This window comes from Isobaculum melis (genome assembly GCF_900111355.1).
Classification (GTDB): Bacteria; Bacillota; Bacilli; order Lactobacillales; family Carnobacteriaceae; genus Isobaculum; species Isobaculum melis.
Genome location: NZ_FOHA01000002.1, coordinates 312,612 through 339,607, shown reverse-complemented (window position 1 = coordinate 339,607; position 26,996 = coordinate 312,612). Strand labels below are relative to the sequence as shown.

The following is a 26,996-nucleotide window of genomic DNA, read 5'->3' as shown; positions in this document are numbered from 1 at the left end:
CGGAGTGATAAGTATGTACCTTAAACAAATTGAACGCTTTCCAGATGATTTTCTATTTGGTGCTTCAACCTCTTCTTTTCAAGTAGAAGGAGCAGCTGAATTAGATGGACGTGGAAAAGCCATTCATGATTTGGCTGAGAAAAAAATTGGCATTACAGATTTCTCCACTGCTAGTGATCATTATCATCGGATGGAAGAAGATGTGGAGTTATTTCATGAGTTAGGACTGAATATGTATCGTTTTTCTATGTCCTGGACAAGAATTATGCCAGATGGTAAAAATATAAACGAAGAAGGACTTGCTTTTTATAATCGATTAGTTGACAAATTGGTATCCTATGGCATTGAGCCTTTAGTAACAATCTACCATTTTGAATATCCTTATCAATTGATTGAAGAATTTGGTGGTTGGCTTTCTCCAAAAGGCATCGATGCATATGAAGCCTTTGCTAAGGTATTGTTCACTCATTTTGGAGATAGAGTCAAATACTGGCTTACCATTAATGAACAAGATCATGTGGTGAAAATAAGTGAACGTTTAGGGCTACCCAAAGAAAGCACGGGGCTTGCATTCGAAAGAAAACTACAACAAGCCAACTATCATATGTGTGTGGCAACAGCTAAAGTCATTCAATTAGCACATCAGATGATGCCAGACTCTAAAATTGGTCCAGCTGTTAATCCAATGCCAGCAATTCCTAGTTCAGGAAATCCCAAAGATCTAATTGCAGCAATGGAATTTAATGAATTGTCACATCACTATATTTTAGATTTACATTGTCGTGGGAAATTTTCCCCAATTCATTGGAAATATATGCAGGATCGTGATATTTGTCCAAAAGTAAAAACAGAAGATTTACAATTAATGGCAGCGAATCCTCCTGATTTCATTGGAATAAACTATTATTTAAATCAAACAGTTGCACATAGCGAACAAGAAACGATTGCCCTACGTGGACAAGGTGTTTTTTGTGAAGAAGAAGCAGGAATTTATCAGCTAGCTGAAAATGAATTGATTCCACAAACCGATTGGGGTTGGAATATTTGTCCAGAAGGGTTGAGTATTTCTTTGATGGATGTTTGCAATCGCTATCAATTACCAATGTTGATTACTGAAAATGGATTAGGTGCGTATGATGAGGTAGTAGATGGTAAGATTCATGATACTTATCGTATTGAGTATTTACAGAATCATCTTGCACAAATTAAGCATTGTCTTAGCATGGGCTTTCCTATTCTTGGTTACTGCGCTTGGTCAGCTATTGATTTAGTGAGTGGTCGAGAAGGGATGGATAAACGTTATGGATTTATCTATGTGAATCGAACAAATGAAGAATTAAGAGATTTAAATCGCCTTAAAAAAGACAGCTTTTATTGGTATCAAAATGTGATTCAAGAAAGGGGTCAATCAATATGACAAATCAATTAATTGCTAAAAAAGTTTTTGAAGAAGTTGGTGGGGATGCGAATATTAGTCATGCTACTCATTGTGCAACCAGACTAAGATTAAATTTAAGGGACAATCAACAAGTCGATCTTAAAGCATTAGATAAGATTGAGGGTGTCATCAAAGCACAATTTAGTAATGGTCAGCTTCAAGTAGTTTTGGGTGGTAAAGTAAATGGTGTCTATGATGAATTTATTCAGTTAGTATCTAATAATGAACCAGCTGGGATGGAGCAACCAGAAAAGAAAAAAATCGGTTTTGGCTTGCTAATTGAAACGATTTCAGGGATTTTTAGTCCGATTCTGCCGGTATTAATTGGTTGTGGTATGATTCAAGCGATTAATGCTGTCTTAACAAACTTTAATCTTATATCTCTTGATTCTGGTCTTTATCAAGTATTTCAAATGACAGGTGATCTTGTCTTTTACTTCTTGCCATTCTTCCTAGCAGTAAGTGCTGCTAAAAAATTTAAAACAAGTGAGTTTTTAGCGATTGCATTGGCAGCTGCCTTTATGTATCCAACCATTATGAATGGTGCAATGGAGGCTGCTAAGACTGGTGTTACTAGTTTGAATTTACTTGGATTACCTGTTTTGTTTGTGAATTATAAATCGACTGTATTTCCAATTATTCTTGCCGTATGGGTATTAAGCTATGTTTACCGATTCATCGAAAAAATTGTCCCAGAAAGCTTTAGAATTTTAATTTCACCATTATTAACACTATGTATTATGATTCCTTTACAATTAATTGTTTTAGGTCCAGCAGGTTCTTACTTAGGTAACTATATTGCTGATGGGGTAAAATTCATTTATACTTCAGGAGGATTTTTAGGAGCGTTCCTATTAGGTTCACTTCGACCAGTGCTTGTAATGTTTGGGATGCATTATGCGATTACGCCGATTATGGTTCAAGAAATAGCAGAAACAGGCATTACCATTATTTTACCTGCACTCTTAGTTGGTAATTTGGCACAATCAGGAGCCGCTTTTGCCACTGCCTTTTTAATCAAAGATAAAGCCCAAAAATCAGGCGCATTTACTGCTGCCTTCACAGCTTTATGCGGGATTACAGAACCAGCGATGTATGGCTATAACTTAAAATATAAAAAACCATTTTATGTCGCATTAGGAGCCGCAGGGACTGCAGCCGCATACTTATCTATTTTCAAGGCATATAGTACGGCCGTAGCTTTACCAGGGATTTTAGCTTTACCAACCTATCATGCTGATAGCTATATTCATATTATTATTGGGGTTTTGATTGCGATTATCGGTGCATTTGTTGGAACTTTGCTGATTGGGATTAAAGAAGAAACACAAGAAGTAACGACTTCAGAGTCTACAGACACAGGTGTTTATGAAGAGCTTTCTTCACCAGTCAATGGTTCAATTCATTCACTTGCCACCGTAAATGATGAAATTTTTTCAAAAGAATTAATGGGAAAAGGGATTGCTGCCATTTCTAATGATGGCGTAGTTTATTCACCAGTTGATGGGGAAATTACCATGTTATTTGATACGCATCATGCAATTGGTATTCGTTCAACATTAGGTGCTGAAATCTTGATTCACATTGGACTTGATACGGTTCAGCTAAAAGGGGAATTCTTTTCTCCAGAAATTAAGGTTGGCGATACAGTTAGTAAACATCAGCGCTTAATCACTTTTGATCAAGCAAAAGTGATTGAGCAAGGCTATGATACTGTGATTCCTGTAATCATTACAAACTCAGCAAATTATCAAGCTGTGGAAAGTAAAGAGTCTGAAGCTACTACGACTGATGATATTGTTATTACGTTATCTTAAGTACTGATTTGAAATGACAAAATTTGATGAAAACCATCCGTGTTAGAAAGCGGATGGTTTTTTGAATGAATTTGTTTAGCAATAGCAAAACTGCTTATCATGCCATGCTTGTTCGGATATTTTTCCTGTGTTAAAGTGATTTTATCAGATATTTATGGGTGATAGAATGATTAAAAATAAAAGGAAGGTGTAGATGAATGGAAATAAAGGCGTTAGATAAAAGTTACCTAGGCTATACTTGGACCACAAACTATCAAACAAATGGCTATTATGCTTTAAATAGCGAAGCAAATACAGCGAGTTTTTCTTTTAAATGGCAGAAGAAGCGATTTGAAAAAGAGCTGTCAAAAAAATTTACTTCTGAATTATTTGCTGAGTATATAGAGCAGGCAGAGGCTTTTGGTCTTTTTTCGAATGATACATTAGTAGGGATTGTAGAAACAGGGATTGAAAGCTGGAATAATAGATTGAGAATCAGCTCTATTTGGCTTCATGAGGATTATCGTAAGCAAGGATTCGGTACAAAGCTCATGAATTGTGCAATTGAAAGAGCGGAACGTCATCATGTACGAGGGATTATTTTGGAGACGCAGTCTTGTAATATTCAGACAATTGATTTTTATTTGAAATTTGGCTTTCAGCTAGTAGGTTTTGATTTGTTTGCTTACTCTAATCAAGATGTAGAAAATCAAGAAGTACGATTTGAAATGATGAAAATGATGTGAAAGGAGAATTTTTTCATGGTGCAAAGAAATTGTTATTGTTGCGGCATCAAAAAAACAACCAATGAAAATGACTACTGCGATTCCTGTCTGAAAAGTTTATCGCGCATTTTTAGCACAAATGCCGTAGCCATCGAAGATAAACCAGTCCATGCAGACCATTGTATCTCTTGTGGTCAGTGGGAGAATCGACGGATTTTATGGACTGGTCGTACGGCTTATTTCAATCATCCTGGTGATGGCGTGCCTATTTGTGAATGGTGTATTCAGGAGGAGCTTGGCAAAAATTTACGATAAACATGAACTGCTTTTTGATATTCTGTGGCATCAAATGACCAATTGACTTGCTCAATCCAATCAATATTTTCCTCATTTTGCATATAAGGCTTTGTATAGTTCTGTCTTCTGCGTAAAAGCTCTTCTGTCCAGTTAGCTGCACACCATTGTTCAAAAACTTTACTCTGTGGATTTTCCCATGCAAGAGTACCGCCATACTTTTCCCAATCGCTTTCGGTATAGGCTTCTACATATAAAATACCCGCTTTAATTTCATCTGAAAGGCTAGCATTTTCATGTTTTAGTAAGCCAATTTTATCCCAATAAACAGTTTCTTTTGTTTTACGAATTTGAGCAAGAATGACAATACAGTCTAAATCACAATCATCTTCACAAACTAAAATAGGAACATTCAGTGTTTCTTCAGCATCAACGAGCTGCCAAATAAAAAGATTGTCAGCTGTGAAATTTAAAGCGCCAGACCAAGCTGGGAGTAAGCCTAGCATAGAGCCCATTTTTTCTAATATAGGAATTTTTCCTTCTGTTACATATGTATCAATATATTGAACAATGGGTTTTCCATCAATGATGAGATAAAGTTCAGGATTAGTATAGATTGTTTGCGTAAAGCGCGCTTTAATTGTATTCATTTTGAGGAGGTTCCTTCCTTAAAGGTTGATGTTTTTAATTTATCCTAATTAACAGTGATTTTTAGCTACTCACTGCTGTCATTTCTTTGTGGAGAATATTCTATTGGTCTTGCTAAATCGACGGTTGAGGCAGCTTATGCGAGCATTGGGTTAGCTGTTTTTTTAAGCATTGTTTAATCTTGATTTAGTTTTTCCCATATATCTGTGTTTTCTTCTGTTTCATCTACTTGTACATCATCATAATTTGATTGATTAACAAATTGATACTCTATGGTGAACGGTTCAGCTTTTTCATCTCGATAGCATTCAGCTTTTTCAGGCAAGAAGTTATGATTAAAATAGAGTTTTAATATTTCTCCACTATCCAAGTTCTTTGTAATGAGATAGTTCTGATTAATCATATCCCATTTAGAAACTTTTAGGTCAGAAAAATGCTGGAAATACTCATCATATATTGACTGGTAAGTGGTATCATATGATACATGATCAGTTCTATATGGACCAGGTTCTAGACTAAAACTCCCATTTCTTGCATAGTAGTCACGTACATCACTATTAGTAAGAGTATAAGCTTGTTGCTTTTTAAAATCAAAGCTAGTCCAATCTCCACGGCTATCTCCAACAATAGCTCCATATTTATTTGAAAAAAAGTTTGTGACTTGTTGTGGGCGAAATAAATAATATGCAAAGATAGTAAGGCCAACTAAAGCACCAATTAATACAGAAAATAATATTTTTGTTCGTAATTTTTTAGTTTTTAGCATGTCTGTTACAGAGCTCCTTAAGTTGTTGATTTAAAAATAAAATATGTAGCTGATTTCATTATAGCATAGCTCTTAGTTGTAGTAGAATAGATGGCAAGAGATAAACTGAAAAGTGGCAGCGATGTTACTAGATGAAGTTGAACCAGATGATGATGCGAATTTGAAGTGATTTTGGGCAAAGAAAGGGATAAAGTCGTTTTAATTTAAATGTAAAAATTCTTTATGCTGAAAAAACGTTTAAAGGTACAATATCTATCTTAAAGAGATAGAAAAAATTGAATAAAAATAATAGCTCTTGTTGATTTTCAGTTTATGAACTTCAGCAAGATATTTTTTTGCTTAAAAGATTTTTTATCGACGTTGGATTAACTATTAGATTGTTTTCATTAGGAATAGGTTGGAAAAATGACTAATTTTTGAGTTAAGATGCTTCAAAAAATGGCAGAGATGTTATCTAATGAAATTGACTATTCATAAAAGCCTATAGTGTAGCGCTAAACCATGAATTATCTGATGATTTATGGATAAGAAAAATGAAAGAGCTTAGGGAACGGTGGCAGAAAAATATTTTTTTCTTTATTTTGTAATGCTATAATCAAATGATGATTAAGGCAGTTGCGATATGTCAATTAAAAGTAAGGATATTCCCTCTTTTTATTTTCACAAAATCAACTGCTTTTTATAAAAGAAAACCTTTAAATAATCGTGTTGGAGAGGAGGCTCGAACGGACTACTGATAAGTAGTTATGTGAATCGTTGAGCATGTTTTGTACATAAAAGCCAAATCGTAGAAAAATAAAAAGAATTGCAGCAATTTTATTGGAAAAACAGACCATTAAAAGGAGTGAACAACATGAAATTTTTTAAAACGCTTTGTGTCATTGTATTAGTATCCTCTGTTTTGGTACAACCAGTTCATGTACTGGCAGAGATAAACAATGAATCAAATAGAGTATTGGAAAACAATGAGCCAGCTATCACAAATGAAAATATTGAGCCACCAGCAACACTAGAACCAGAAATCTTAATAGAGGATCACGTTAATGAGTCTATTTTGGAATCTGAGAAACCAACAATTGAAGAAGAAGCGATTTCGGTGGAAGAAGATTTACCAATTGAATCAGCTAAAAAGGAAGAAATAGAAGTAGCTGAGAGTGAAGAGCCTCTTTCAGAGATTCCAGATGAAAGCCTGACCTTTAGAAGTCGGATAAATCCACCGAATGAATGGGGAAATATTGACTATACAGCAGGTTTAACTGTTTTCGATGGAGCAGGAACAGATATCCGAACATGGATAAATCAGCATTATTTAGCCAAAAAAGATACTTATTTTTTAATCAAATCTAAAGAGGGAAAATATGCTTATAGCAAAATAGTGAAACTACCAAACTATACACAGCGGATAGATGGCGCACTATTTTCATTAATTGGTGGAGAAGTAGATGCAGAGGCTAAGCAGTATGGTGTACTTTCAAGTAAAAACTATTATTTCCAATTTAAACCAGATTTTTATAGCTTTTATGAGGGTGCCACTAAAAAGGATGATCCATGTAAAGGAAAAGATTTAAACTTTTTTTTAAATTGGGTGAATCACTGGTCATATGAAGAAATCAGCATTGTTGAGATGGATGCGATGGCGATTGATCATTATGTCAGAGGGTTAAATAAAGGCATCGATTATCAATTAGAGCAGATTGACTATACAAAAGGGTTAACAGCTTCAGATGGACATGATACAGATATCAGGACATCAGCTTATCAACATTATTTAAGAAAGAAAAATACCTACTTTTTAATTAAAACAAAAGAAGGAAAATATGCTTATGGAAAGTCGCTTGAGTTACCTCGTAACAGCGGAAAAGTAGACGGAGCAACCTTTGCAGCCAATGGTGGAGAAGCAGATGAGGTTGCAAAGAAATATAAGTACAATCCCGCTGCTCATACTTATTATTTCCAATATAAGCCAGAGTTTTATACCTTTTATGAGGGCACTGCTAAAAATTATGATCCATGTAGCGGAAAAGATTTAAATTATTTTCTGAATTGGTTAAGCCGTTGGTCAGATGATGAAGTGAGCATTGTTGAGATGGATGCGATGGCGATTGATCACTATGTCAGAGGGTTAAATAAAGGCATCGATTATCAATTAGAGCAGATTGACTATACAAAAGGGTTAACAGCTTCAGATGGACATGATACAGATATCAGGACATCAGCTTATCAACATTATTTAAGAAAGAAGAATACCTACTTTTTAATTAAAACAAAAGAGGGAAAGTATGCTTATGGAAAGTCACTTGATCTAGCTCTTACAAACCAGAAGATAGATGGGGCAACCTTTAATAAAAATGGTGGAGAAGCCAATGAGGCTGCGAATAAATATAAATATTATCCAGCCTCTAAGACCTACTATTTCCAATTTAAACCAGCGTTCTATTCCTTTTATGAAGGGACCGCAAAAAAGTATGATCCATGTAGTGGAGAGGATTTAAACTATTTTCTAAATTGGATAAATCATTGGGCGTATGAGGACGTTAGCTTAGTAACAACAGAAAACATTGAATTATATGTGGCTAAAAAGAATTTGCTGGTGATTCCTTGGCGATTTTATGAGGAAGGAAGAAGCTCTAAAAAAGACCATATTTATTCTTTAAATTTATCAGATGTTACGCGTCTAAATTTTAAGCTAAAAGGCTCAACAACTAAAACAGTTAAGGTTTATAGTCAGCAAGAAAAAAAGATTTATGAAACCAAATGTTCAAATGGAACCAATACCTTCCAACTCGATTTACCTGCAGGCGATTACTATATTGTTATGACTGATTTATTCAGTGAGACAACATTCCAAATGACTAAGAGTTCCTTTAAGGAATTGGAATTATCTATTGATACAACCACAGATCAAACAAAAATCCATATAAATGGTGTCTTTAATCAAGAACTAACAGATCTGTATGCAAAGTATGATACTTCAAGAAACAAACCAGATGTTGTACAGGTAATGAATACATTAGTTAAAATTTGGAGAAAGCCATTTGTTTACTCTGAGGCACTAGATGATATTTTTGGAAAAGATCATTTGAAGAGTATACCGCTGCTCTATCAATATCCATTGACCAATTTAGGGAATATCTCTTTAGGAGATATTGACTATACAGCCCCTCTTCAATATCTAGGGCAAGGAAAATTTTTCTCTAAAAATAATATTTTTACTATGAATACAGGGCTTCAATCGAGATTTTTCGTACTGGATGATATGCTTTATGCCGCCTTGTTATATGAAGCAGTTGTTTTTACAGCCCATGTTGTTACTGGTTTTGCTATGGTTGCAATAGTCACGAATTCGCCAAAATATGATGTTGGTGATTGGGAGAAATCTAAAGCCTGGCATACTGATGGATCTGCAACCTATAATGGTAAAACTTATGGTATTAATGAAGAAACTGGAGACATTAGAGATGTAGCAACTGGTGAAGACTTGCCTGAAAGTGTCATTTCTAGCACGATAAAAGAACAAGGTGCTGGAATTACGATTGCAAAATTAACAAGTCTATTGTCTGAATTAAATGTTGAACCAGATGAGGATTATGAATGGTATACTTTTAAAGATTTAGTGGCTGATGAGCTAGCAGGTGGACATACAATGGAGAAACATATTGGGAAGTCTGATGCGTATTTGAATGATAGGTTTATAAAAGAAGAGACTTGGTTATTCAGTTCAACATATGATAATGTATTATCGGCTTTAATAGCTATAAATATAGCAAGAATTAAAAGTCCTGATACGTTTAAGAATGTAAATCGAAAACTTGATTGTCATATTGATACTGAGAGAAATAGTGGTAGGGGATTTTCCAGAAATGGAACAAAGGTCAGTCAGATAAAAAAAGTCGTAGTTAGTGTATTACCTTCATCAAGCAAGAAAGGGTACAGAATACTTACAAGTTATCCAAAACCATAAAAAATAGGAGTGGTTGAACATGAAATTTTTAGAAGAAGAAACATTAAATTTTGAAGAAACATTGAAAAAACATGATATAGGAATACACTATCTAGCGCTTCATGTACTTGATTATATCTTTTTTCAAATAGATGATTATCAAGGTATAGAAACTCACCAATTAGCTGCGATTGAGGGGATGAAAAAGATAGCTTTATGGAGAATGTTAACACGAGCTAAGTATTTAGAAATACGACGAGGATCAAAGCAGCATTTTTCAAACGAGGAGTTATTGAAAAATTGGCAACATGCTTATGGAACAACGATTTATTCTATTCTTCCTAAATTAATGAAAGCTGAAAGAGAAAATTTAACTGATTTTTTTAAGGAGTATCCTGCCAAAGAATGTTATGACTATGCTAAAGATAAAGAGCTTGTAGAATCCTATCACCATGCTTTTGTAGATCCACCATATGGTAATTCTACAGGTAGAAAAGATTTTAAAAAATTAAATCAACTCATTTTTCCAAATCAACAAGATTTAATCATCTATCGCTGGAATGATGATTGGTCAGATTATTTCGATGCAGGAAAAGAATGGTGGGGCACTTTTTACTGGACGATTTATGATCCAACTAGTAAAAGAATGACCATTATTGGTGGCTCTGCAACGGATTAGTTACAGTAAATAATTGGTATAAGTAAATGAGTAATAAAAACAGGAGGCCGTTAAACATGCAATTTTTAGAAGAAACATTAAACTTTGAAAAAACAATGGAAAAACATAATATTGGAGTGATGCACTTAGTACCAGACTATGTATTCTTTCAAATAGCTCATTATCAAGGAACAAAGACACATCAGCTAGCAGCCGTTAAAGGAATGGAAAAAATACCCCTGTTAAAAAAATATTACACAACAAGAGAATAGAGTTATGGGCAAAGCAAGCCAACATGACACGCGAAGAGTTACTTAAAAAAAATGGATGGTCAGATAAACTCAGAAGTTATTCTGTTATTTCAAAAGCAATGAAAGCAGAGCCAATAGATTCAGTTGATTTTTTTAAGGAATATAAACATGCTGATGAAGAGTTTGAAACCTCCTATTATTATGCTGTTACCAACTCAACACTTACCAATCCTAAAGGGAAAGAAGATTTTAGAACAATAAATCAACTGCTTTTTCCAAATCAACAAAATTTAATCATTTATCGCTGGAATGATGATTGGTCAGATTATTTTGATGCAGGCAAAGAATGGTGGGGCACTTTCTATTGGACAATTTATGATCCGTCTACGAATAGAATGACTGTTATTGGCGCTTCTACAACTGATTAGTTACAGTAAATAATTGCTATAAAGTTTCTTTTTGTAAATAAGTTGTGAAAGTAGGAGGCCGTTAAACATGAAATTTTTAGAAAAAGAGACATTGAACTTTGAAGAAACAATGGCAAAACATCATATTGGGATGGATTACTTAGTGCCAGAGTATGCGTTTTTTAAAATAGACCATTATCAAGGAATAGAGACTCATCAATTAGCAGCGATTGAGGGATTGGAAAAAATGGCCCAGTTACGAAATATAGTGCGTGACAAGAGAATAGAATTGTGGGCAAAGCAAGATAACGTGACACGTGAAGAGTTGCTTAAAAGTCATGGATGGGCAGACAAATTTATGGGCTATTCGGTTATTCCAGCGGCAATGGAAGCAGAGCAAGTAGATCCAACTAATTTTTTTAAGGAGTATCAACATGCGGATGATGAATTTGAAGAATCATATTATTATTCTGTTACAAAGCCACCACGTAATTACCTTAATGGTAAAAAAGATTTCAAAAAATTAAATCAACTCATTTTCCCAAATCAAAAAGATTTAATCATCTATCGTTGGAATGATGATTGGTCAGATTATTTCGATGCAGGAAAAGAATGGTGGGGCACTTTCTTTTGGACGATTTATGATCCATCTACTAATAGAATGACTGTTATTGGTGGTTCTATAACTGATTAGCTAAAGCAAAGAATCAGTATAAATTTCACCTTTATTAGCGAGTTATAAAAAATTGGAGGTTGTTGATATAAAATTTTTAAAAGAAGAAACCTTAAACCTTAAAGAAATGATGAAAAAGCATAACATTGGAACAGAATACATAGCACCAAGATATGTGTTCTTTAAAATAATCAATTATCAAGGAATAGAGACTCATCAATTAGCAGCGATTAAGGGACTGGAAAAAATGGCCCAGTTACGAAATATAGTGCGTGACAAGAGAATAGAATTGTGGGCAAAGCAAGATAACGTGACACGTGAAGAGTTGCTTAAAAGTCATGGATGGGCAGACAAGTTTATGGGCTATTCTGTTATTCCAGAAGCAATGGAAGCAGAGCCAGTAGATCCAACTGATTTTTTTAAGGAGTATCAACATGCGGATGATGAATATGAAGAATCCTATTGTTATGCTTTTATTTCTCCCCCATCAGGAGAAAATCCAACTGGAAGAAAAGATTTTAAAAGTTTAAACCAGCTACTGTTTCCAAATCAACAAGATTTAATTATCTATCGTTGGAATGACGATTGGTCAGATTATTTTAATGCAGGAAAAGAATGGTGGGGCACCTTTTATTGGACAATATACGATCCATCTTTCAGTAGAATGACAGTTATAGGTGCCTCTAAGACTGATTAGCTAAAATAAAGAATCAGTATAAATTTCAACTTTATTAGCGAGTTATAAAAAGTAGGAGATTGTTGATATGAAATTTTTAGAAAAAGAGACATTGAACTTTGAAGAAACAATGAAAAAATATGACATTGGAACGGATGATTTAGCGCTTCATGTACTTGATTATATCTTTTTTCAAATAGATGATTATCAAGGGATAGAAACCCATCAATCAGCTGCAATTGAGGGAATGAAAAAGATTGCTTCACGGAGAATGTTATCACGTGCTAAGTCTTTAGAAATACGTCGTGGATCAAAGCAGCATTTTTCAAATGAGGAGTTATTGAAAAATTGGCAACAGGTTTATGGAACAACGACTTATTCTATTCTTCCTAAATTAATGAAAGCTGAAAGAGTAACTCCAACTGATTTTTTTAAGGAGTATCAACGTGTAGATGCTGAATATGAAGAATCTTATTGCTATGCTTTTACTTACCCATCAACTGGAGAAAATCCAACTGGAAGAAAAGATTTTAAAAAGTTGAATCAACTGCTTTTTCCAAATCAACAAGATTTAATCATCTATCGCTGGAATGACGATTGGTCAGATTATTTCGATGCAGGAAAAGAATGGTGGGGCACTTTTTACTGGACAATTTATGATCCGTCTACGAATAGAATGACTGTTATTGGCGCTTCTACGACTGATTAGTGATAATAAAGAATCAATTGAAGGACAATCCAGAAATGATTCGTAATCCAAGAAAAATTAATGTAGTGGTATAGAATGCGCGGGTAATCTGAGGTGTGCAAAAAGAAGACAGTAGTTGCGACAATTATATGTGAGACTTCGTTGGCAAGGTTCCTAAGCTAAATATTTATGAAGAAGCAGCTAAAGTAGCAAATGTGATACTGTTGTCTGAAATGATTGCTAAAAATATGAAGCTACATGGGTTTATTTTTGTTGGATATATGTTTATGAAAGCTTGTGGAATGGTGCAGGATGTGGTGCTGAATTCCTAAATACTTATATTTGAATTAAGGCAGATGTATGCCTTTTTTTTGTATGACCAAAATAAGAAAAGGATTGAACAGAATAATATTTTCGGATATACTGCTGTTGAGAACAGTTTTTTTATTACATCATTAGAAAAAGAGGTATGATACAGATGGAATGGGATAAGTTAATAAGTAATATTAGAATACCAGTAGCAGAAAATGATTCTATACGAAACGAAAGTTTAAAAATAGCCTTTGATAGTGATTATAGGCGTGTGGTGAAAAGTGATTCATTTAGACGTCTGCAAGACAAAACACAAGTATTTCCTCTAGATAGAAACGATTTTGTTCGCACAAGACTGACCCATAGTTTAGAAGTAGCAGTATTAGCAAGAGATTTATTAACAGAAGTAATTAGATTATCAAAGAATAAATATTTACATACAGATTTATTAAGTGAATGCTATCGTTTGATGGAAACTGCTTCGCTGATTCACGATATTGGCAATCCACCTTTTGGCCACTTTGGCGAAGAGGCTATTCGTATTTGGTTTAAAAAAAATGGTCCTAATTTAGAAGTGTGGGAAGAGCTAACAGAGCAACAAAAAAATGATTTTTTGATTTTTGAAGGAAATGCGCAGACAATACGCGTTTTAACTAAGCTACACGATTATAATGGCAGTGCAGATTGTGGAATGAGATTAACAGCATCTACTATTGATTCTGTTATTAAATATACGGCAAGTTCAATTGAGTTAGACAAAGATATTTTAACAAAGAAAAAAGTAGGGTATTTTTATTCAGAACAAGCAATATTTAAAAAAATTAAAGAATCCACAAAGACAGAAAATAAAAGGCATCCATTGGTATTTTTATTAGAAGCAGCAGATGACATTGCTTATACTTTTTCTGATGTGGAGGATGGATATAATTATGGTCTGTATAGTTTCAATGAATTAAAAAATTATTTAATTAAAAAAACAGGTATCTATTCAATATTAGATGGTGAAAATGAAGCTTCTGTTATCCAAACTTTTATCCGTGTTACACAAATGAAAGTCTATCAAAGCGCTAGCAAAACATTTATAAAGAATTATGATGATATAATGGCAGGCACATTTAACAATGATTTAATGAATGAGAATATAAATGAAATTAAATTATTTAAAGCTTTAAAAAGTTTTGCTTGTGACTATATTTTTAATACAAAAGAAATTTTTGATCAAGAAGTGCTAGGTTTTAATATTATGAATAGGTTACTAGATGAGTTTATACCTGTCGTATTGAAATATGACAATCTATCAGAAAAAATGAATAAATATGAGGAACGTTTATTTGATAATATTTCTGACTGGGCTATAAAATTATATAAAAAAGAAACAAAAGGTTGTTTAGAGCCAGAAAAAAATTATTACCGACTTAAGATAGCTGTTGATTTTGTTTGTAGCATGACAGATGGTTATGCAAGAAAAGTGCATGATACATTATTCAAATAAAATGGAAAATTTAATACTGAGAATAAAGGGGACTTCAACATGATGGAATTTTTCAAATATCTTGGACCAGTAGTGATTACAATGTTTGGCACTATATTTGTTGCTCATAGAAATATTCAAAACAATAATATCTCTAATAGTCGTATAAAATGGTTAACAGAATTAAAAAATGAATTTTCTGAATACAATAAAGTCTTATCGGAAATAAAAGAAGTGATGAATGAGAATGTAGAAAATAACGTAGAATATCTTAAAGTGCTTAGGAAAGAGTTGGAGAAGCATCGTGTTATTATTTCAATGCGTTTTAAGGCAAATGATATACAAATATATGGTGTTGAAAAAACAATTGAGGAGTATTTTGAAAAATTTTTTTCAGATAAATGTTCGATACAAGAGCCTGATGATTGTGAAGCATATATGTTTTCATATATGAATGCTATTAATCGATATATTATTAGTCAAGTCAATATTGATACTACAGATAAGATGTTTGGTGAAATAGTCATTAATTCAAGTACGATTAATGTGATAATAGAAGTGCTTGAACAATTTCAACTATGTGTTGCCAAACTTGAATGGATTAAAATAAAAAAAGAATCTAATTTTATTATTTTTAGCAAAAAAAAATATTCAACGACAAAAACTATTGAAATATTGAATGCTAATATCTATGAAGTAATTGGCAATTATTTGTACGAGCAGAACCTTGAAGAAGATGACGAAAAAGAGAATAACGAAAATCCAGAAATCGAGAGAATTCTAAAAGAAAAAGAATCAGTAGAAGGAAAACTAATAGGAGTAGTGAAATACTTAGATAAAAAGTATGGACGACTTCCAACCAGCATAACTACCTCGAGCAATAAACGCTATATATATTCGATGATTGAGCCTATTCATCCAAGTGGTAAACAATTTTTTAAAAAAAGAGAAATTATTAAATTAAAGTCAAGTGAAAAAATTTATTTAGAAGCAAATTTTAGCTTAGACTATGTTGATTGGGTTGCAAGAAGAATTGCAAGAGTTACTGATGAATACAATAAATCTTTAAAAAAAGAGTGATAATGAGTCAAACATAATATGCATGGAAAATCTAATTCGAAAATTATTGAATAAAAATTATGGTAAGTCATTTAAAAATTACTAAAAGACCCTAATAGTATGTCCACATTTATTCAAGTAACGGCTATTGTTAACTGAGAAAATGATGAAGCTACCTCTAAATAATATAAAATGTTTTTCACTTATGTCATATGTATAGTAACCGCAGTTCATCAGTTCTGAATCATCAGGAATATTGTAAGTTAAATCGTTATCAATTTTTGCTTTAACAATCAAATAAACCACTCCAAAAGTTAAAGGGAAATTTTGTTCAATCTCCCTTTAACTTTATTTCTATCAAAATCATCTATTTAGCCTACAAATCCTCCCCCATTATCTTGTGTTCCCACCACTTTATTTCTTACCTTCCCACCCCCTAAAAAACCAACAAAACACTTGTCATTATTGACTTATCTCAGCTTTTATCAAGAAAACAACTATCTCTATATATAGTGTTTTTGATAAAAAACTAACAATTTAGGTTCTATATGTTGTGTTTCTCTCTGTTGTAGTTTATAATGAAATCTGTCATAAAAATTAAATGTTTTAAGAATATAATGGAGGCTGTTTAAAATGAGTAAAATTAACCTATATAGCAAACCAAATTGTCCACAATGTGACATGACAAAATTTTTATTGAAAAGTGAAAATATTGAGTTTGTAGAAAAAAATATTATGGACGATGAAGCACATGTTACTTACTTAAAAGACTTAGGTTTTATGAGTGTTCCTGTTGTGATTGCTGATGGTATTGAACCAATTGCTGGATTCCAGCCTGATCGATTAAAAGAATTGAAAGCAATCTCTATTTAATCATGAAAATCGTTTATTTTTCGTTAACTGGACAAACAAGACGTTTTGTAGGTAAACTAGATCTCGATAGTTATGAAGTCAATGCGACGGATCCATTTCATCGAATGGAAGAGGATTATATTGTGGTTGTACCTACTTATGATATTGAAGTAACCGAAATAATCAATGATTTTATCGAATATAGTGATAATTTATCCCATTTAAAAGGTGTGGCTGGCGGCGGAAACCGAAACTTTGCCGACCTTTTTGTTTTTACAGCCAAAGATTTAGCAGCGTTGTACAAGGTACCCATGATTTTTGCCTTTGAATTTAGTGGGACTGATTTAGATGTGATTAATTTTAAGAAAGAGGTTGAACGTATTGAACATAACGGACATTCCTAAGGAACAGCATAATCCAAGTTATTTTAAATTAAATAACCAAATTAATATTCCTGTAGATGGTAAAATTCCACTGCATAAAGATAAAGAGGCTGCACGTGCTTACTTTTTGGAGCATGTGAATCCAAATACTGTATTTTTCCACACGTTAAAGGAAAAAATCGATTATTTAATCGAAAATGATTATATTGAGGCAGAGTTTATGTCAAAATATTCATTTGAATTTACAAAGCAATTATTTAAGCAAACTTACGATAAGAAATTCCGTTTTAAATCGTTTATGGGTGCCCATAAATTTTATACGCAATATGCCTTAAAAACCAACGATAATCAACGCTATTTAGAACGCTATGAAGACCGTATTGCTTTTAATGCATTGTATTTTGCAGATGGTAATGAAGCCTTAGCAATTGATTTGGCTGAAGAAATGATTCATCAGCGCTATCAACCTGCGACACCTTCTTTCTTAAACGCTGGAAGAAAACGTCGTGGTGAGCTGGTATCTTGTTTCTTACTTCAAGTAACAGATGACATGAACAGCATCGGCCGTGGTATTAATAGCGCCTTACAGCTATCTCGTATTGGTGGTGGGGTTGGTATTTCACTTTCTAACCTAAGAGCTGCTGGTGACCCAATTAAAGGCTATGAGGGTGCTGCTAGTGGTGTTGTACCTGTTATGAAACTGTTAGAAGATAGCTTCTCTTATAGTAACCAATTAGGCCAACGTCAAGGAGCTGGAGCCGTTTATTTAAGTGTCTTCCATCCAGATGTTGTGGCTTTCTTAGCAACTAAAAAAGAAAATGCGGATGAAAAAGTTCGTGTGAAAACTTTATCTTTAGGCTTAGTTGTTCCTGATAAATTTTATGAGCTAGCTAAAAATGATGATTATATGTATTTATTTAGTCCATATGATGTAGAACGTATTTACGGAGAACCCTTCTCTTATATTGATATTACCGAAAAATATGATGAGCTTGTAAACAATCCTGAAATCAAAAAATCTAAAATCAAAGCACGTGATTTGGAAATTGAAATCAGTAAATTACAACAAGAATCAGGTTATCCTTATATTATAAACATTGATACAGCCAACAGTAGTAACCCAATCAAAGGGAAAATCCTAATGAGTAACCTTTGTTCTGAAATTCTACAGGTACAAAAACCATCTATTATTAATGATGATCAATCTTATGAAGAAATCGGAACAGATATTAGCTGTAACTTAGGTTCAAGTAATATCGTGAACCTAATGAAATCACCAGATTTTGGTCGCTCCGTTCGTACCATGACACGTGCCTTAACTTTTATTACAGATAATTCATCTATTTCAGTTGTGCCATCTGTCAAAAAAGGGAATGATCAAGCACATACCATTGGTTTAGGTGCAATGGGCTTACACACTTATCTTGCAATGAATCAAATTCATTATGGCTCACCAGAATCCGTTGAATTTATTGATATTTACTTCTTATTATTAAACTACTGGACTTTAGTAGAAAGTAATAATATTGCCAAAGAGCGTGGGGAAACTTTTGTCGACTTTGAAGCTTCTAAATATGCAACAGGCGAATACTTCGATAAATACATTGAAAAAGCTTGGGCACCAACTTCTGAAAAAGTTCAAGAATTGTTTGAAGGTATTTTTATTCCATCACAAGCTGATTGGGAAACCTTACGTGACAATGTAAAACAATATGGTTTATACAACCAAAATCGTCTTGCAGTTGCACCGAACGGCTCGATTTCTTATGTAAATGAAACAAGTGCAAGCTTGCATCCAATTACCCAAAGAATTGAAGAGCGTCAAGAGAAGAAAACAGGTAAAACTTATTATCCAGCTCCATACCTATCTGATGAAACCATGCCTTATTACACATCAGCTTATGATATGGATATGCGTAAAGTCATTGATGTTTATGCTGCGGCTCAACAACATATTGACCAAGGAATGAGCTTAACACTATTTATGCGTTCAACGATTCCAGCTGGCCTTTATGAATGGAAAAAAGAGACTGAAAAGCAAACAACAAGAGACTTAAGTATTTTACGTAACTATGCTTATAAAAAAGGCTGTAAATCAATTTATTACGTGCGTACATTTACTGATGATGCAGATGAGGTTGGTAGTAACGCTTGCGAAAGCTGCTCTATTTAATCAGACAATAATAAATGACAAAGAAAATTGAGGTTGAGACAAAAGTCGTTTAGGTTCGAGCAATTGGAGCAAAAGACAAACAATACGCTTTTTGTATTGATTGGATTTTGTGAAATTGCCGAAGAACCTGACTTTTGGCCACCGTTTATGGAAGTAACTTACATGGCCAAGATTAAACTTTTAATCCTTCCTCAATGTTCTGAATAAAGGAGTTTAAAACGATGACCGAATCAGAGCAATATGCTGCGATAAATTGGAACAGTTTTGAAGATATTATCGATAAAAAAACCTGGGAAAAGCTAACAGAACAATTCTGGTTAGATACCCGTATTCCAATTTCAAATGATTTAGATGATTGGCGTAAGCTATCAAGTATTGAAAAAACTTTAGTAGAGCGCGTTTTTGGCGGGCTGACTTTATTAGATACCTTGCAATCACAAGATGGGATTGCAGCACTTCGAATGGATGTGCGTTCACAACATGAAGAAGCAGTATTTAACAATATCCAATTTATGGAATCTGTTCATGCGAAAAGCTATTCTTCAATCTTTAGTACCTTAAACACACCTAGAGAAATTGAAGAAATTTTCAGCTGGACCAATTCAAATGAATATTTACAAGAAAAAGCGGCTATGATCAATGATATTTATCAAAATGGGACACCGCTTCAAAAGAAAGTAGCTAGTGTTTTCCTAGAAACATTCCTATTCTACTCAGGCTTCTATACACCACTTTATTACTTGGGTATCAACAAATTACCAAACGTGGCAGAAATTATTAAATTAATTATCCGTGATGAATCTGTTCATGGTACCTATATTGGCTATAAATTCCAATTAGGCTTTAATGCATTAACTGAGGATGAACAACAAGAATTAAAAGGCTGGACTTACCAATTACTCTATAAATTATATGAAAATGAAGTGAAATACACAGAGCTTTTATATGATACAGTTGGTTGGACTGAAGAAGTAAAAACCTTCTTACGCTACAATGGGAACAAAGCTTTAATGAACCTAGGTTTAGATTCATTATTTCCAGATACAGCCGAAGATGTAAACCCAATTGTCATGAATGGGATTTCTTCTGGAACAAGTAACCATGACTTCTTCTCACAAGTCGGAAATGGCTATTTACTTGGTGAAGTAGAACCAATGCAAGCTAGTGATTATGATTATTAATTAAAAGTGAAAAGCGTTTAAATGTTGAATACAGCATTTAAACGCTTTTTTTATTATAATAACTTCAATTTTTCTATAAATGTCGTTTACGCCACTTCTTCTTTTTCATAAAAATAATATGATACATTGATGAATAATAGACAGTACAGGAGGGTAACCTGATGACAAAGATAATGAAGTACTTTTGGAAAGAAAATCTTGGCATTGTATTATTGATGATTGGAGAAGGCGTAGGGTTAACGATTGCAAGTTTGCTGAATGCAGCCATTTTAAATGATCTGATTCAGTTCAATTTTTTGCAATTTTGGCTACATGTCCTACAATTAGTGATCGCATTTATAGGGTTTCTATTATTTACCTATCTAAAAATTAGAAGAATCTGTTCTGTTAGACAGCAGATGGCTACTAAGCTACGCCATGATACGATTAAAAAACTTTTTGCGACGAGCTATACAAACTTTAATAAAAATACTGTAGGAACCTATGCTTCCTGGGTAACCAATGATGTCAATCAAATAGAGCAAGCTGGCTTTATGCCATTTTATGAGTTATTATCAGGCTTGATTAAATCAACCTTAGCCCTAATTGCGCTGTTGTCATTTCACTGGTCTTTGATTCTAATGATATTTGTGGAACTCTTTATCTTGGTACAACTACCAAGACTATTTAATAAAAAAATGAGAACTGTGACAACAGAGGTTTCAAAAAAGAATGAAGCTTTTTTATCAAAAATGACAGATTATCTTGCTGCCTATGATACAATTTTTGTTTTCAGAAAGTTTGCATTTATTCTAGAAAAAGTAAAAAAGGCCTCTATTGAGCTGGGAATAGCAAAAAATCAGCAAGCCAAAGTGATGGCAGGTGTGACCATTGCTGGTGGTTTAGGCAATGTCTTTGGACAAGTATCTGTCTTTGCGTTAACAGGCTATCTTGCTTTGCTTCAAAAGGTTTCAATTGGTTCTATTTCTGCAACAGGATCACTAGCTTCAGAAATTTTTAATACATTTGGGAATATCAGTCAGTATCTTTCATCAATCAATAGCACGCAACCATTATTTGAAAAAATGTATCAAATAGAAGAAATCCCTGAAATCATCAACAAAGATTTTGTTTTATCAAAGGGCTTTGAATTAGAAAATCTTACCTTTGGTTATCAGCATAAACCGCTGTTAAAAGATCTTCATTTTACATTTGAGCTTTCAAAAAAATATGCCATTATTGGTCAAAGTGGTTCAGGAAAATCAACTATTTTAAATCTATTAAGTGGCAAAATGAAGTCCTATACTGGCAAATTAACTTTAGGAAATACAGCTTTATCAGAATTAAGCTTAGGTCAGCTCTACCAACATGTCTTATATATTGATCAAAATCCCTATGTATTTAATGGAACAATTAGAGAAAATTTAGAAATGGGTGATACATATTCAGAAAATGAACTATGGGATGCATTAAAAAATGCGGGAATGGAGCAATTTGTTCTAGCTCTTCCGAAAGGAATAGCTGCTGATGTTGGTGAAAATGGGAAATTCATTTCAGGAGGACAAAGACAACGCTTGACATTGGCCAGAGGGTTACTTAGGAATAAAAATATTATTTTGCTAGATGAAGGAACGGCAAATTTAGACAATGAAACAGCCTTAAATATTGAGAAAATGTTAGTGGAGAAAGAAGCGTTAACTGTGATTATGGTAACTCATCAATTGAGAGCTGAAATAGCTGAAAAATTAGATGGTATTTTGGAATTGACCTAATGAATAGCTTGACTAAATAGCAAGATTTCAAAAGAAAAATGGAATCTTGCTATTTGTCATACATGGAGTTCTTTTAATCATTAAAAGCGTGTTATACTAATCAAAATAGCAAACTATAGGAGGCGTTTATATTGGAAATAGGTAAATTGTTGAAAAAGTATCGAATGAAAAGAAACCTTACGCAACAGGAAATGGCTCAGAGTATTATTTCAACTTCCTATTATTCAAAAGTAGAGAAAGGCATACATAGAATCAATGTGGAAGATTTATTAAATATTTTAGCTATAAATGAGATTGATATTTTTTCCTTTATATCAGAAATTAGTCCTCACAATCATACGACCCTCACTGAGCAAATTCAACAGGATTTATTAGCAGCTTATTATGAAAAAAATCTAGAGCGAATTGAACAAATACAGCTAGAAATCAGCCACAAAAAACTATTAGATAAAGATAAGAAGTTCTTTCTTTTATTTGCTGAAAGCTTAAAATTCAGCATGAATGATACGGAACAATTATTGGATGAGCAGAGTAAAAAATATCTTCAAAATACCGTTTTTAATATTGAAGAATGGCATTACTCTAAATTGTCTTTATACTGTAATTTGATTGAATATTATGATTTTGAAAGTAATTTATTTATGGTTCATTCTATCCTGCAAAATGGATTGAAAAAATATCATGGAGAAGAAAAGCTGATTGTGATGAATATCATTCTAAATTTTGTAGGATTGTGTATGAAACAGAAGAAGGATGAAGTCGCGCTATCTTATTTAGTATTAATGATGGAAGAAAAGACTTTTCCAGAGAATTTTTTTCAAAAGTTACTGGGTAAGCTTTATTTTGAGTTATTAATCTATAGAAGAAATCCAAGTAAAGAGTCAGAAGAAAAAATAGAACATATTTTAGCGATGATTGCCTATAATGATATGGGGACTTATAGTGATGAATTCAATCAGTTTTATCAACAAGAAAAAGAAATGTCGTAGACGAATCATAAAGTCGTTTACGATATTTTTTTCTTTTCTATTTAAGAAATGGTTATATTAACAGTATAAGCAATAGATGCTTGAATGTTAGGCGGAAAGAATATGGAAATGATGATTTTGTCTATTTGGATTAAAGTGGCAAAGGAAATATAAATGAGTCAATTGTCTTATTTTAATCGTTCTAGCAGTAAATTTAAAGGAGGTGAATGCTCATGTTAGAAATATTTTGGGAAATTAAAGTGGTAATTAAAGGTTAAATTCGACGAGTGAAGGCAGAAGTGAGTACTCTTCAAATTGTTGATTAGCCTACTAGTAAGCTAATCACATAAATTTTGACTAAAAACACATAAGAAAGTCCATATTTTAGAGGACTTCTTATGTGTTTTTAGCATATAAAAGAGAGATAAAATTGGTTCAATCGACAAAATACAATTGTACATTTGCCTACGACGTGTTACTATAAAAAAGAAAACTACATCATGTAGTCTATAAGATGAATATGGAGGTTAACAATAGATGAATGAAGTAACAGTAAATGAATTAAAAGCTTTCCTTATTTCTCAAGAAATAGCTTTTAGCCCCTATTTCCAAGCAGAAGTTGACCAGAAAAAAGAGGAATTAGGTGGTTTACCAAGATTATTAGAGGAATACTATCTAAAAATTGGTTGGTTTGATGACATCTCAGCTTCAGGAATGGGCTGTTATATTTATCCATTAGAAGAGCTTCAGATTAAAACTGCGCAGGAGCTGGTTGCAGCTCGTCATTGCAATGAAGTGGATGATTATTTATCCTTTGGTGGAGAAGCAATTAGTGTGGATCTTTTTGCAATAAAGATGAAAGATATTAATCAAGATAATGCATCAGTTTACGGTTATGGAGAATCTTATCAATCAGCAGAAGGACTGGCTTATATGGTTGCCTATGATGCACCGACACTGAGTCACTATTTTGATTTAGTGCAGCAAAGCCTGCTAGAGCTGTAATATAAAAAGGAGCGAGTGGAATGGAGAGATTTTGTAAAACCATAGATGAGCTAAAGCAATATTATATCGAAAAAGGACGTAATTTTACGCCTTATTCACAAGAATTAATTGATGCAGCAGTTGAAAAGTATGGCGCTTTACCAAGCATTTTAATTGAGTATTATCAAAAAATTGGTGAAGTAGAAGATCTGTATTCGGATCCCTTTCATATTTTTGCACCAGACGATTTTTATGTATGGGAAGCAGATACAAATGACTATTTAATTTTTTCTAGTGAGATGCAAGGTGTTTGTGATTATGGCATTCGTTGCTCTGACTTAAAAGAGGACAATCCAGTTGTTTATGGTAGCGGAGATCCTTATGATGAGTATGAGACCGACATGGTTTCAGGGTTAACCTATAAAAAAGATTATCCAAATGAAGTGATTCATCATGAAAGTCTACTGCATTGGCTAAATGTAGTAGCTTTAGGAGAGGATCTCTAAAATTGCTAGACAAGCGAGCAAAGGTATGAAAGAATAAATCATAGACAATAATTAAAAGGGAGTCAACATCTATGAAAAACTGGGAAGAATTTTTAGCGCAAGAAGCAAAAGAGCCATATTTTATTGAGCTCATGGAAAAAGTAGACAATGCAAGAGAAGTAGGAGCTGTTTACCCATCAAAAGAAGATTTATTTTCTTGTTTTAAGCTTTGCCCTTATGAAGAAACAAAGGTAGTCATTATTGGACAAGATCCTTATCATGGTGCTGGGCAGGCTCATGGCTTAAGCTTTTCTGTTAAGCCAGGACAAAAAATTCCACCAAGCTTACGAAATATCTATAAAGAATTAAAAACAGATTTAGATATTGAGGCACCAAACCATGGTTATTTAGCGGATTGGGCAAAGCAAGGTGTGTTGATGATGAACACAAGCTGGAGTGTTGAAGCAGGGAAAGCTGGCAGCCATAAAAAATTAGGCTGGAGTCAGTTCACGAATCGTGTATTAGAAGAATTAAATGATTTTGAGCAGCCATTAGTCTTTATTTTATGGGGCAATCATGCGATTAATGTTGCTAAAAATGTGAACAATCCTAAACACTTATTGATTAAAGGCGTCCATCCATCACCACTAGCAGCAAGAGGCGGTTTCTTTGGAAGCAAACCTTTTTCAGAAACCAATACGTTTTTAGAAAGTAAGGGACGCGGCGCCATTCAGTGGCAATTAAATGAAATAGCCGATTGATTAATGTCAATGAACAATCAGCTAAGTTGGAGTACTTTTAACTGCTCAGCTTAGCTGATTTTTTTAATTTACAAAAATATAAATCTTATCATGAAACCGACACTTAACTCAATGGTGCACCTATCTAGCCAGTAAAAAAATCATTCATTCTGAATAGAAAAATCTTTGCCTTTCTTATATAATAGAAGAAAAGGAGTGAAAACATTGATGGAAAATGTAAGTATTGGCATAAGTTCAATCATTGTTGCTGCATTTATTTTTTATTTCGTGATTAAAGGAGCTGTGAAAAAAGCTTTAATTGAAGTCAAGGCAAATGAACAAGAATTAATACTGAAATATCGAGCAGATGAAATGGGAGACAAAGTGGCATTAAAAGCTGGCTTTACAGATGGTGATTATTTTAAAGGAATCGCTAAAGAAGCAAAAGAATCTTTCCAAAAAGAGCGTCGCGACATTAGTGAGCAGTGTAGTGCTATCTATTTAAGCAATAAAACAGATGAAGAAAAATATGCTACATATCGAGAGTTATGGCAACAGCTTGTTGAAATTGACCAGCGTGTTGCAGGGCAAAAAGAACTAGAAGAAGATGTGAAGAAATAAAGAATAGGCTTATGAGGATTCCCATCCCATAAGCCTATTTCTTTATACTATCAATTTTTAACTTAAGGTATAATGAGATAACACAAGAGACAAAGGAGCACAGAAGATGACAATCAGCCAAAGTAAAAAAGAATACTTACGCCGGATTTACCAAGTCCAAGATCATATTGAAGCCCACCTTTCAGAAACACTGGATTTAGAAGAACTAGCAGCGGTTGCAGGCTTTTCGAAGTTTCATTTTCACCGTATATTTAAAGCCCTCATAGGAGAATCACTCTTCCAATATGTGACCCGCCTAAAGCTAGAACATGCAGCCAATATGCTGATGCATCGTCCAGATATGACCATTACAGAGATTGGACACTATCTGGGATTTACCGATTCAGCTATTTTTTCCAGAGCCTTTAAAAACTACTATCAGCAAAGCCCAACAGCCTATCGCAATCAGAAGAGCAAGAAATGCAAAGCCGATACCAAAAAATCCATCTACAATAGAGGTGTACCCAAACAAACCGACAAAAAGCCACCACAATCTCCTTTAGGAAAAGTAAGCATTGTCAGCTTAGCAGAAATGCAAGTTGCTTATGTTCGCTATATTGGTACCTATGAGCAATTAAGTCAGGTATATCCTAGCTTGATTCACCAATTATTTCAGCAGGCACAAGCCCAGCAATTACTCATTGAAGGAGAAACCAAACTACTCTGTATGTATCATGACCACCATGACTTTACAGAAGATTATCAGCTAAGAAGTAGCTTATGTATTACACTCCCAAACGATGCTGTTCTTCAAACAGATAGTGATCTTGGGAAAATGGTGATATCAGGTGGCAAATATGCTGTTGGTCATTTTGAACTTTTCCCCTATGAATATCGTCAAGCTTGGGATTATTTATATGGAGAATGGTTACCTAATAGTGGCTATCAGCCTAGTGATACAGCACCTTTTGAAATGTATTTAAATGATCCAAGTACACATCCAGAAAATAAACATCTTGTGGCAATCTATTTTCCAATTGCTGCCCTGTAAATGGCGGTTTTTTGTCAAAATTTTTT

Annotated in this window: 26 protein-coding genes and 1 pseudogene; 25 read left to right on the top strand and 2 right to left on the bottom strand. The window is 33.6% G+C overall.

Annotation, left to right across the window (positions count from 1 at the left end):
• Positions 1-13: 13 nt before the first annotated feature.
• From BMW29_RS03345 to BMW29_RS03330, 4 genes are all read left to right on the top strand, one after another.
• A complete protein-coding gene (locus tag BMW29_RS03345; RefSeq protein ID WP_092650287.1) occupies positions 14-1,417 on the top strand; it encodes a glycoside hydrolase family 1 protein in 1,404 nt (467 codons plus the stop codon).
• The gene (locus tag BMW29_RS03340) at positions 1,414-3,255 is read left to right on the top strand and encodes a beta-glucoside-specific PTS transporter subunit IIABC (RefSeq protein WP_092650285.1); all 1,842 of its coding nucleotides are present in this window, start codon (positions 1,414-1,416) and stop codon (positions 3,253-3,255) included. Before BMW29_RS03345 ends, BMW29_RS03340 begins: the two co-directional genes overlap by 4 nt.
• Positions 3,256-3,452: 197 nt before the next feature.
• Positions 3,453-3,980: a GNAT family N-acetyltransferase gene (locus BMW29_RS03335; RefSeq protein ID WP_092650283.1), complete on the top strand. Its 528-nt coding sequence runs from the start codon at positions 3,453-3,455 to the stop codon at positions 3,978-3,980.
• Positions 3,981-3,998: 18 nt separating this feature from the next.
• A complete protein-coding gene (locus BMW29_RS03330) occupies positions 3,999-4,274 on the top strand; it encodes a hypothetical protein (RefSeq protein WP_143047329.1) in 276 nt (91 codons plus the stop codon).
• Here BMW29_RS03330 and BMW29_RS03325 read toward each other — a convergent pair.
• Together BMW29_RS03325 and BMW29_RS03320 are read right to left on the bottom strand one after the other, a co-directional pair.
• Positions 4,244-4,903 carry a hypothetical protein gene (locus tag BMW29_RS03325; RefSeq protein ID WP_092650279.1) on the bottom strand — a complete coding sequence of 220 codons (660 nt, stop codon included), beginning with the start codon at positions 4,901-4,903 and terminating at the stop codon, positions 4,244-4,246. The two genes, BMW29_RS03330 and BMW29_RS03325, sit on opposite strands and share 31 nt — an antisense overlap.
• 173 nt (positions 4,904-5,076) lie before the next feature.
• Positions 5,077-5,667 carry a hypothetical protein gene (locus BMW29_RS03320; protein WP_092650277.1) on the bottom strand — a complete coding sequence of 197 codons (591 nt, stop codon included), beginning with the start codon at positions 5,665-5,667 and terminating at the stop codon, positions 5,077-5,079.
• An 853-nt stretch (positions 5,668-6,520) separates the two neighbouring features.
• Here BMW29_RS03320 and BMW29_RS03315 point away from each other — a divergent pair.
• The 21 genes and pseudogenes from BMW29_RS03315 (at position 6,521) to BMW29_RS03220 (ending at position 26,970) form a co-directional block, all read left to right on the top strand.
• Positions 6,521-9,628: an RNase A-like domain-containing protein gene (locus BMW29_RS03315; protein WP_092650275.1), complete on the top strand. Its 3,108-nt coding sequence runs from the start codon at positions 6,521-6,523 to the stop codon at positions 9,626-9,628.
• Between the two features lie 19 nt (positions 9,629-9,647).
• The gene (locus BMW29_RS03310) at positions 9,648-10,286 is read left to right on the top strand and encodes a hypothetical protein (RefSeq protein ID WP_092650273.1); all 639 of its coding nucleotides are present in this window, start codon (positions 9,648-9,650) and stop codon (positions 10,284-10,286) included.
• A gap of 56 nt (positions 10,287-10,342) precedes the next feature.
• Positions 10,343-10,537 carry a hypothetical protein gene (locus BMW29_RS03305; RefSeq protein ID WP_092650271.1) on the top strand — a complete coding sequence of 65 codons (195 nt, stop codon included), beginning with the start codon at positions 10,343-10,345 and terminating at the stop codon, positions 10,535-10,537.
• Positions 10,538-10,560: 23 nt separating this feature from the next.
• Positions 10,561-10,944: a hypothetical protein gene (locus tag BMW29_RS13950; RefSeq protein WP_177165661.1), complete on the top strand. Its 384-nt coding sequence runs from the start codon at positions 10,561-10,563 to the stop codon at positions 10,942-10,944.
• 67 nt (positions 10,945-11,011) lie between these two features.
• Complete coding sequence (locus BMW29_RS03295; protein ID WP_092650269.1) at positions 11,012-11,617, top strand: hypothetical protein; 606 nt, start codon at positions 11,012-11,014, stop codon at positions 11,615-11,617.
• Positions 11,618-11,669: 52 nt separating this feature from the next.
• Positions 11,670-12,293, top strand: a complete 624-nt coding sequence (locus BMW29_RS03290; protein ID WP_092650267.1) for a hypothetical protein — start codon at positions 11,670-11,672, stop codon at positions 12,291-12,293.
• A gap of 67 nt (positions 12,294-12,360) precedes the next feature.
• Positions 12,361-12,981: a hypothetical protein gene (locus BMW29_RS03285; protein WP_092650265.1), complete on the top strand. Its 621-nt coding sequence runs from the start codon at positions 12,361-12,363 to the stop codon at positions 12,979-12,981.
• A gap of 149 nt (positions 12,982-13,130) precedes the next feature.
• Positions 13,131-13,292, top strand: a pseudogene (locus BMW29_RS14105) (DNA-3-methyladenine glycosylase I); the annotation flags it as partial.
• 146 nt (positions 13,293-13,438) lie between these two features.
• Positions 13,439-14,764, top strand: a complete 1,326-nt coding sequence (locus BMW29_RS03280; RefSeq protein ID WP_245706215.1) for a deoxyguanosinetriphosphate triphosphohydrolase — start codon at positions 13,439-13,441, stop codon at positions 14,762-14,764.
• A gap of 39 nt (positions 14,765-14,803) precedes the next feature.
• Positions 14,804-15,823, top strand: coding sequence for a hypothetical protein (locus BMW29_RS03275; RefSeq protein ID WP_092650261.1), 1,020 nt, complete (start codon positions 14,804-14,806; stop codon positions 15,821-15,823).
• Between the two features lie 612 nt (positions 15,824-16,435).
• Positions 16,436-16,675 (top strand): glutaredoxin domain-containing protein, encoded by a 240-nt coding sequence (locus BMW29_RS03270; RefSeq protein ID WP_092650259.1) that lies wholly within the window; start codon positions 16,436-16,438, stop codon positions 16,673-16,675.
• 2 nt (positions 16,676-16,677) lie between these two features.
• Entirely contained in the window at positions 16,678-17,058 is a 381-nt protein-coding gene (nrdI, locus tag BMW29_RS03265) for a class Ib ribonucleoside-diphosphate reductase assembly flavoprotein NrdI (RefSeq protein ID WP_092650257.1), read from the top strand.
• A complete protein-coding gene (gene nrdE, locus BMW29_RS03260; protein ID WP_092650255.1) occupies positions 17,036-19,210 on the top strand; it encodes a class 1b ribonucleoside-diphosphate reductase subunit alpha in 2,175 nt (724 codons plus the stop codon). Before nrdI ends, nrdE begins: the two co-directional genes overlap by 23 nt.
• Before the next feature lie 221 nt (positions 19,211-19,431).
• Entirely contained in the window at positions 19,432-20,391 is a 960-nt protein-coding gene (gene nrdF, locus BMW29_RS03255) for a class 1b ribonucleoside-diphosphate reductase subunit beta (RefSeq protein ID WP_092650253.1), read from the top strand.
• Positions 20,392-20,552: 161 nt separating this feature from the next.
• Positions 20,553-22,142 carry an ABC transporter ATP-binding protein gene (locus BMW29_RS03250; protein ID WP_092650251.1) on the top strand — a complete coding sequence of 530 codons (1,590 nt, stop codon included), beginning with the start codon at positions 20,553-20,555 and terminating at the stop codon, positions 22,140-22,142.
• Between the two features lie 131 nt (positions 22,143-22,273).
• Complete coding sequence (locus tag BMW29_RS03245) at positions 22,274-23,131, top strand: helix-turn-helix domain-containing protein (protein ID WP_092650249.1); 858 nt, start codon at positions 22,274-22,276, stop codon at positions 23,129-23,131.
• A gap of 516 nt (positions 23,132-23,647) precedes the next feature.
• Entirely contained in the window at positions 23,648-24,115 is a 468-nt protein-coding gene (locus tag BMW29_RS03240; RefSeq protein ID WP_092650247.1) for a hypothetical protein, read from the top strand.
• A gap of 20 nt (positions 24,116-24,135) precedes the next feature.
• Positions 24,136-24,600 carry a hypothetical protein gene (locus BMW29_RS03235; RefSeq protein ID WP_092650245.1) on the top strand — a complete coding sequence of 155 codons (465 nt, stop codon included), beginning with the start codon at positions 24,136-24,138 and terminating at the stop codon, positions 24,598-24,600.
• Positions 24,601-24,671: 71 nt separating this feature from the next.
• The gene (locus BMW29_RS03230; protein WP_092650243.1) at positions 24,672-25,340 is read left to right on the top strand and encodes a uracil-DNA glycosylase; all 669 of its coding nucleotides are present in this window, start codon (positions 24,672-24,674) and stop codon (positions 25,338-25,340) included.
• Positions 25,341-25,547: 207 nt separating this feature from the next.
• Positions 25,548-25,940 (top strand): hypothetical protein, encoded by a 393-nt coding sequence (locus tag BMW29_RS03225; protein WP_092650241.1) that lies wholly within the window; start codon positions 25,548-25,550, stop codon positions 25,938-25,940.
• A 106-nt stretch (positions 25,941-26,046) separates the two neighbouring features.
• A complete protein-coding gene (locus BMW29_RS03220) occupies positions 26,047-26,970 on the top strand; it encodes an AraC family transcriptional regulator (protein ID WP_092650239.1) in 924 nt (307 codons plus the stop codon).
• Positions 26,971-26,996 lie beyond the last annotated feature (26 nt).

Bases quoted from the DNA above. Each gene is read 5' to 3' on its own strand.
- BMW29_RS03250 (WP_092650251.1), top strand. From the start codon at position 20,553: ATGACAAAGATAATGAAGTACTTTTGGAAAGAAAATCTTGGCATTGTA.
- BMW29_RS03310 (WP_092650273.1), top strand. From the start codon at position 9,648: ATGAAATTTTTAGAAGAAGAAACATTAAATTTTGAAGAAACATTGAAA.
- BMW29_RS03320 (WP_092650277.1), bottom strand. From the start codon at position 5,667: ATGCTAAAAACTAAAAAATTACGAACAAAAATATTATTTTCTGTATTA.
- BMW29_RS03305 (WP_092650271.1), top strand. From the start codon at position 10,343: ATGCAATTTTTAGAAGAAACATTAAACTTTGAAAAAACAATGGAAAAA.
- BMW29_RS03225 (WP_092650241.1), top strand. From the start codon at position 25,548: ATGGAAAATGTAAGTATTGGCATAAGTTCAATCATTGTTGCTGCATTT.
- BMW29_RS03295 (WP_092650269.1), top strand. From the start codon at position 11,012: ATGAAATTTTTAGAAAAAGAGACATTGAACTTTGAAGAAACAATGGCA.
- BMW29_RS03270 (WP_092650259.1), top strand. From the start codon at position 16,436: ATGAGTAAAATTAACCTATATAGCAAACCAAATTGTCCACAATGTGAC.
- BMW29_RS03325 (WP_092650279.1), bottom strand. From the start codon at position 4,903: ATGAATACAATTAAAGCGCGCTTTACGCAAACAATCTATACTAATCCT.
- BMW29_RS03240 (WP_092650247.1), top strand. From the start codon at position 23,648: ATGAATGAAGTAACAGTAAATGAATTAAAAGCTTTCCTTATTTCTCAA.
- BMW29_RS03345 (WP_092650287.1), top strand. From the start codon at position 14: ATGTACCTTAAACAAATTGAACGCTTTCCAGATGATTTTCTATTTGGT.
- BMW29_RS03340 (WP_092650285.1), top strand. From the start codon at position 1,414: ATGACAAATCAATTAATTGCTAAAAAAGTTTTTGAAGAAGTTGGTGGG.
- BMW29_RS03280 (WP_245706215.1), top strand. From the start codon at position 13,439: ATGGAATGGGATAAGTTAATAAGTAATATTAGAATACCAGTAGCAGAA.
- BMW29_RS03230 (WP_092650243.1), top strand. From the start codon at position 24,672: ATGAAAAACTGGGAAGAATTTTTAGCGCAAGAAGCAAAAGAGCCATAT.
- BMW29_RS13950 (WP_177165661.1), top strand. From the start codon at position 10,561: ATGACACGCGAAGAGTTACTTAAAAAAAATGGATGGTCAGATAAACTC.
- BMW29_RS03275 (WP_092650261.1), top strand. From the start codon at position 14,804: ATGATGGAATTTTTCAAATATCTTGGACCAGTAGTGATTACAATGTTT.
- nrdF (WP_092650253.1), top strand. From the start codon at position 19,432: ATGACCGAATCAGAGCAATATGCTGCGATAAATTGGAACAGTTTTGAA.
- BMW29_RS03220 (WP_092650239.1), top strand. From the start codon at position 26,047: ATGACAATCAGCCAAAGTAAAAAAGAATACTTACGCCGGATTTACCAA.
- nrdI (WP_092650257.1), top strand. From the start codon at position 16,678: ATGAAAATCGTTTATTTTTCGTTAACTGGACAAACAAGACGTTTTGTA.
- BMW29_RS03335 (WP_092650283.1), top strand. From the start codon at position 3,453: ATGGAAATAAAGGCGTTAGATAAAAGTTACCTAGGCTATACTTGGACC.
- BMW29_RS03315 (WP_092650275.1), top strand. From the start codon at position 6,521: ATGAAATTTTTTAAAACGCTTTGTGTCATTGTATTAGTATCCTCTGTT.
- BMW29_RS03285 (WP_092650265.1), top strand. From the start codon at position 12,361: ATGAAATTTTTAGAAAAAGAGACATTGAACTTTGAAGAAACAATGAAA.
- BMW29_RS03235 (WP_092650245.1), top strand. From the start codon at position 24,136: ATGGAGAGATTTTGTAAAACCATAGATGAGCTAAAGCAATATTATATC.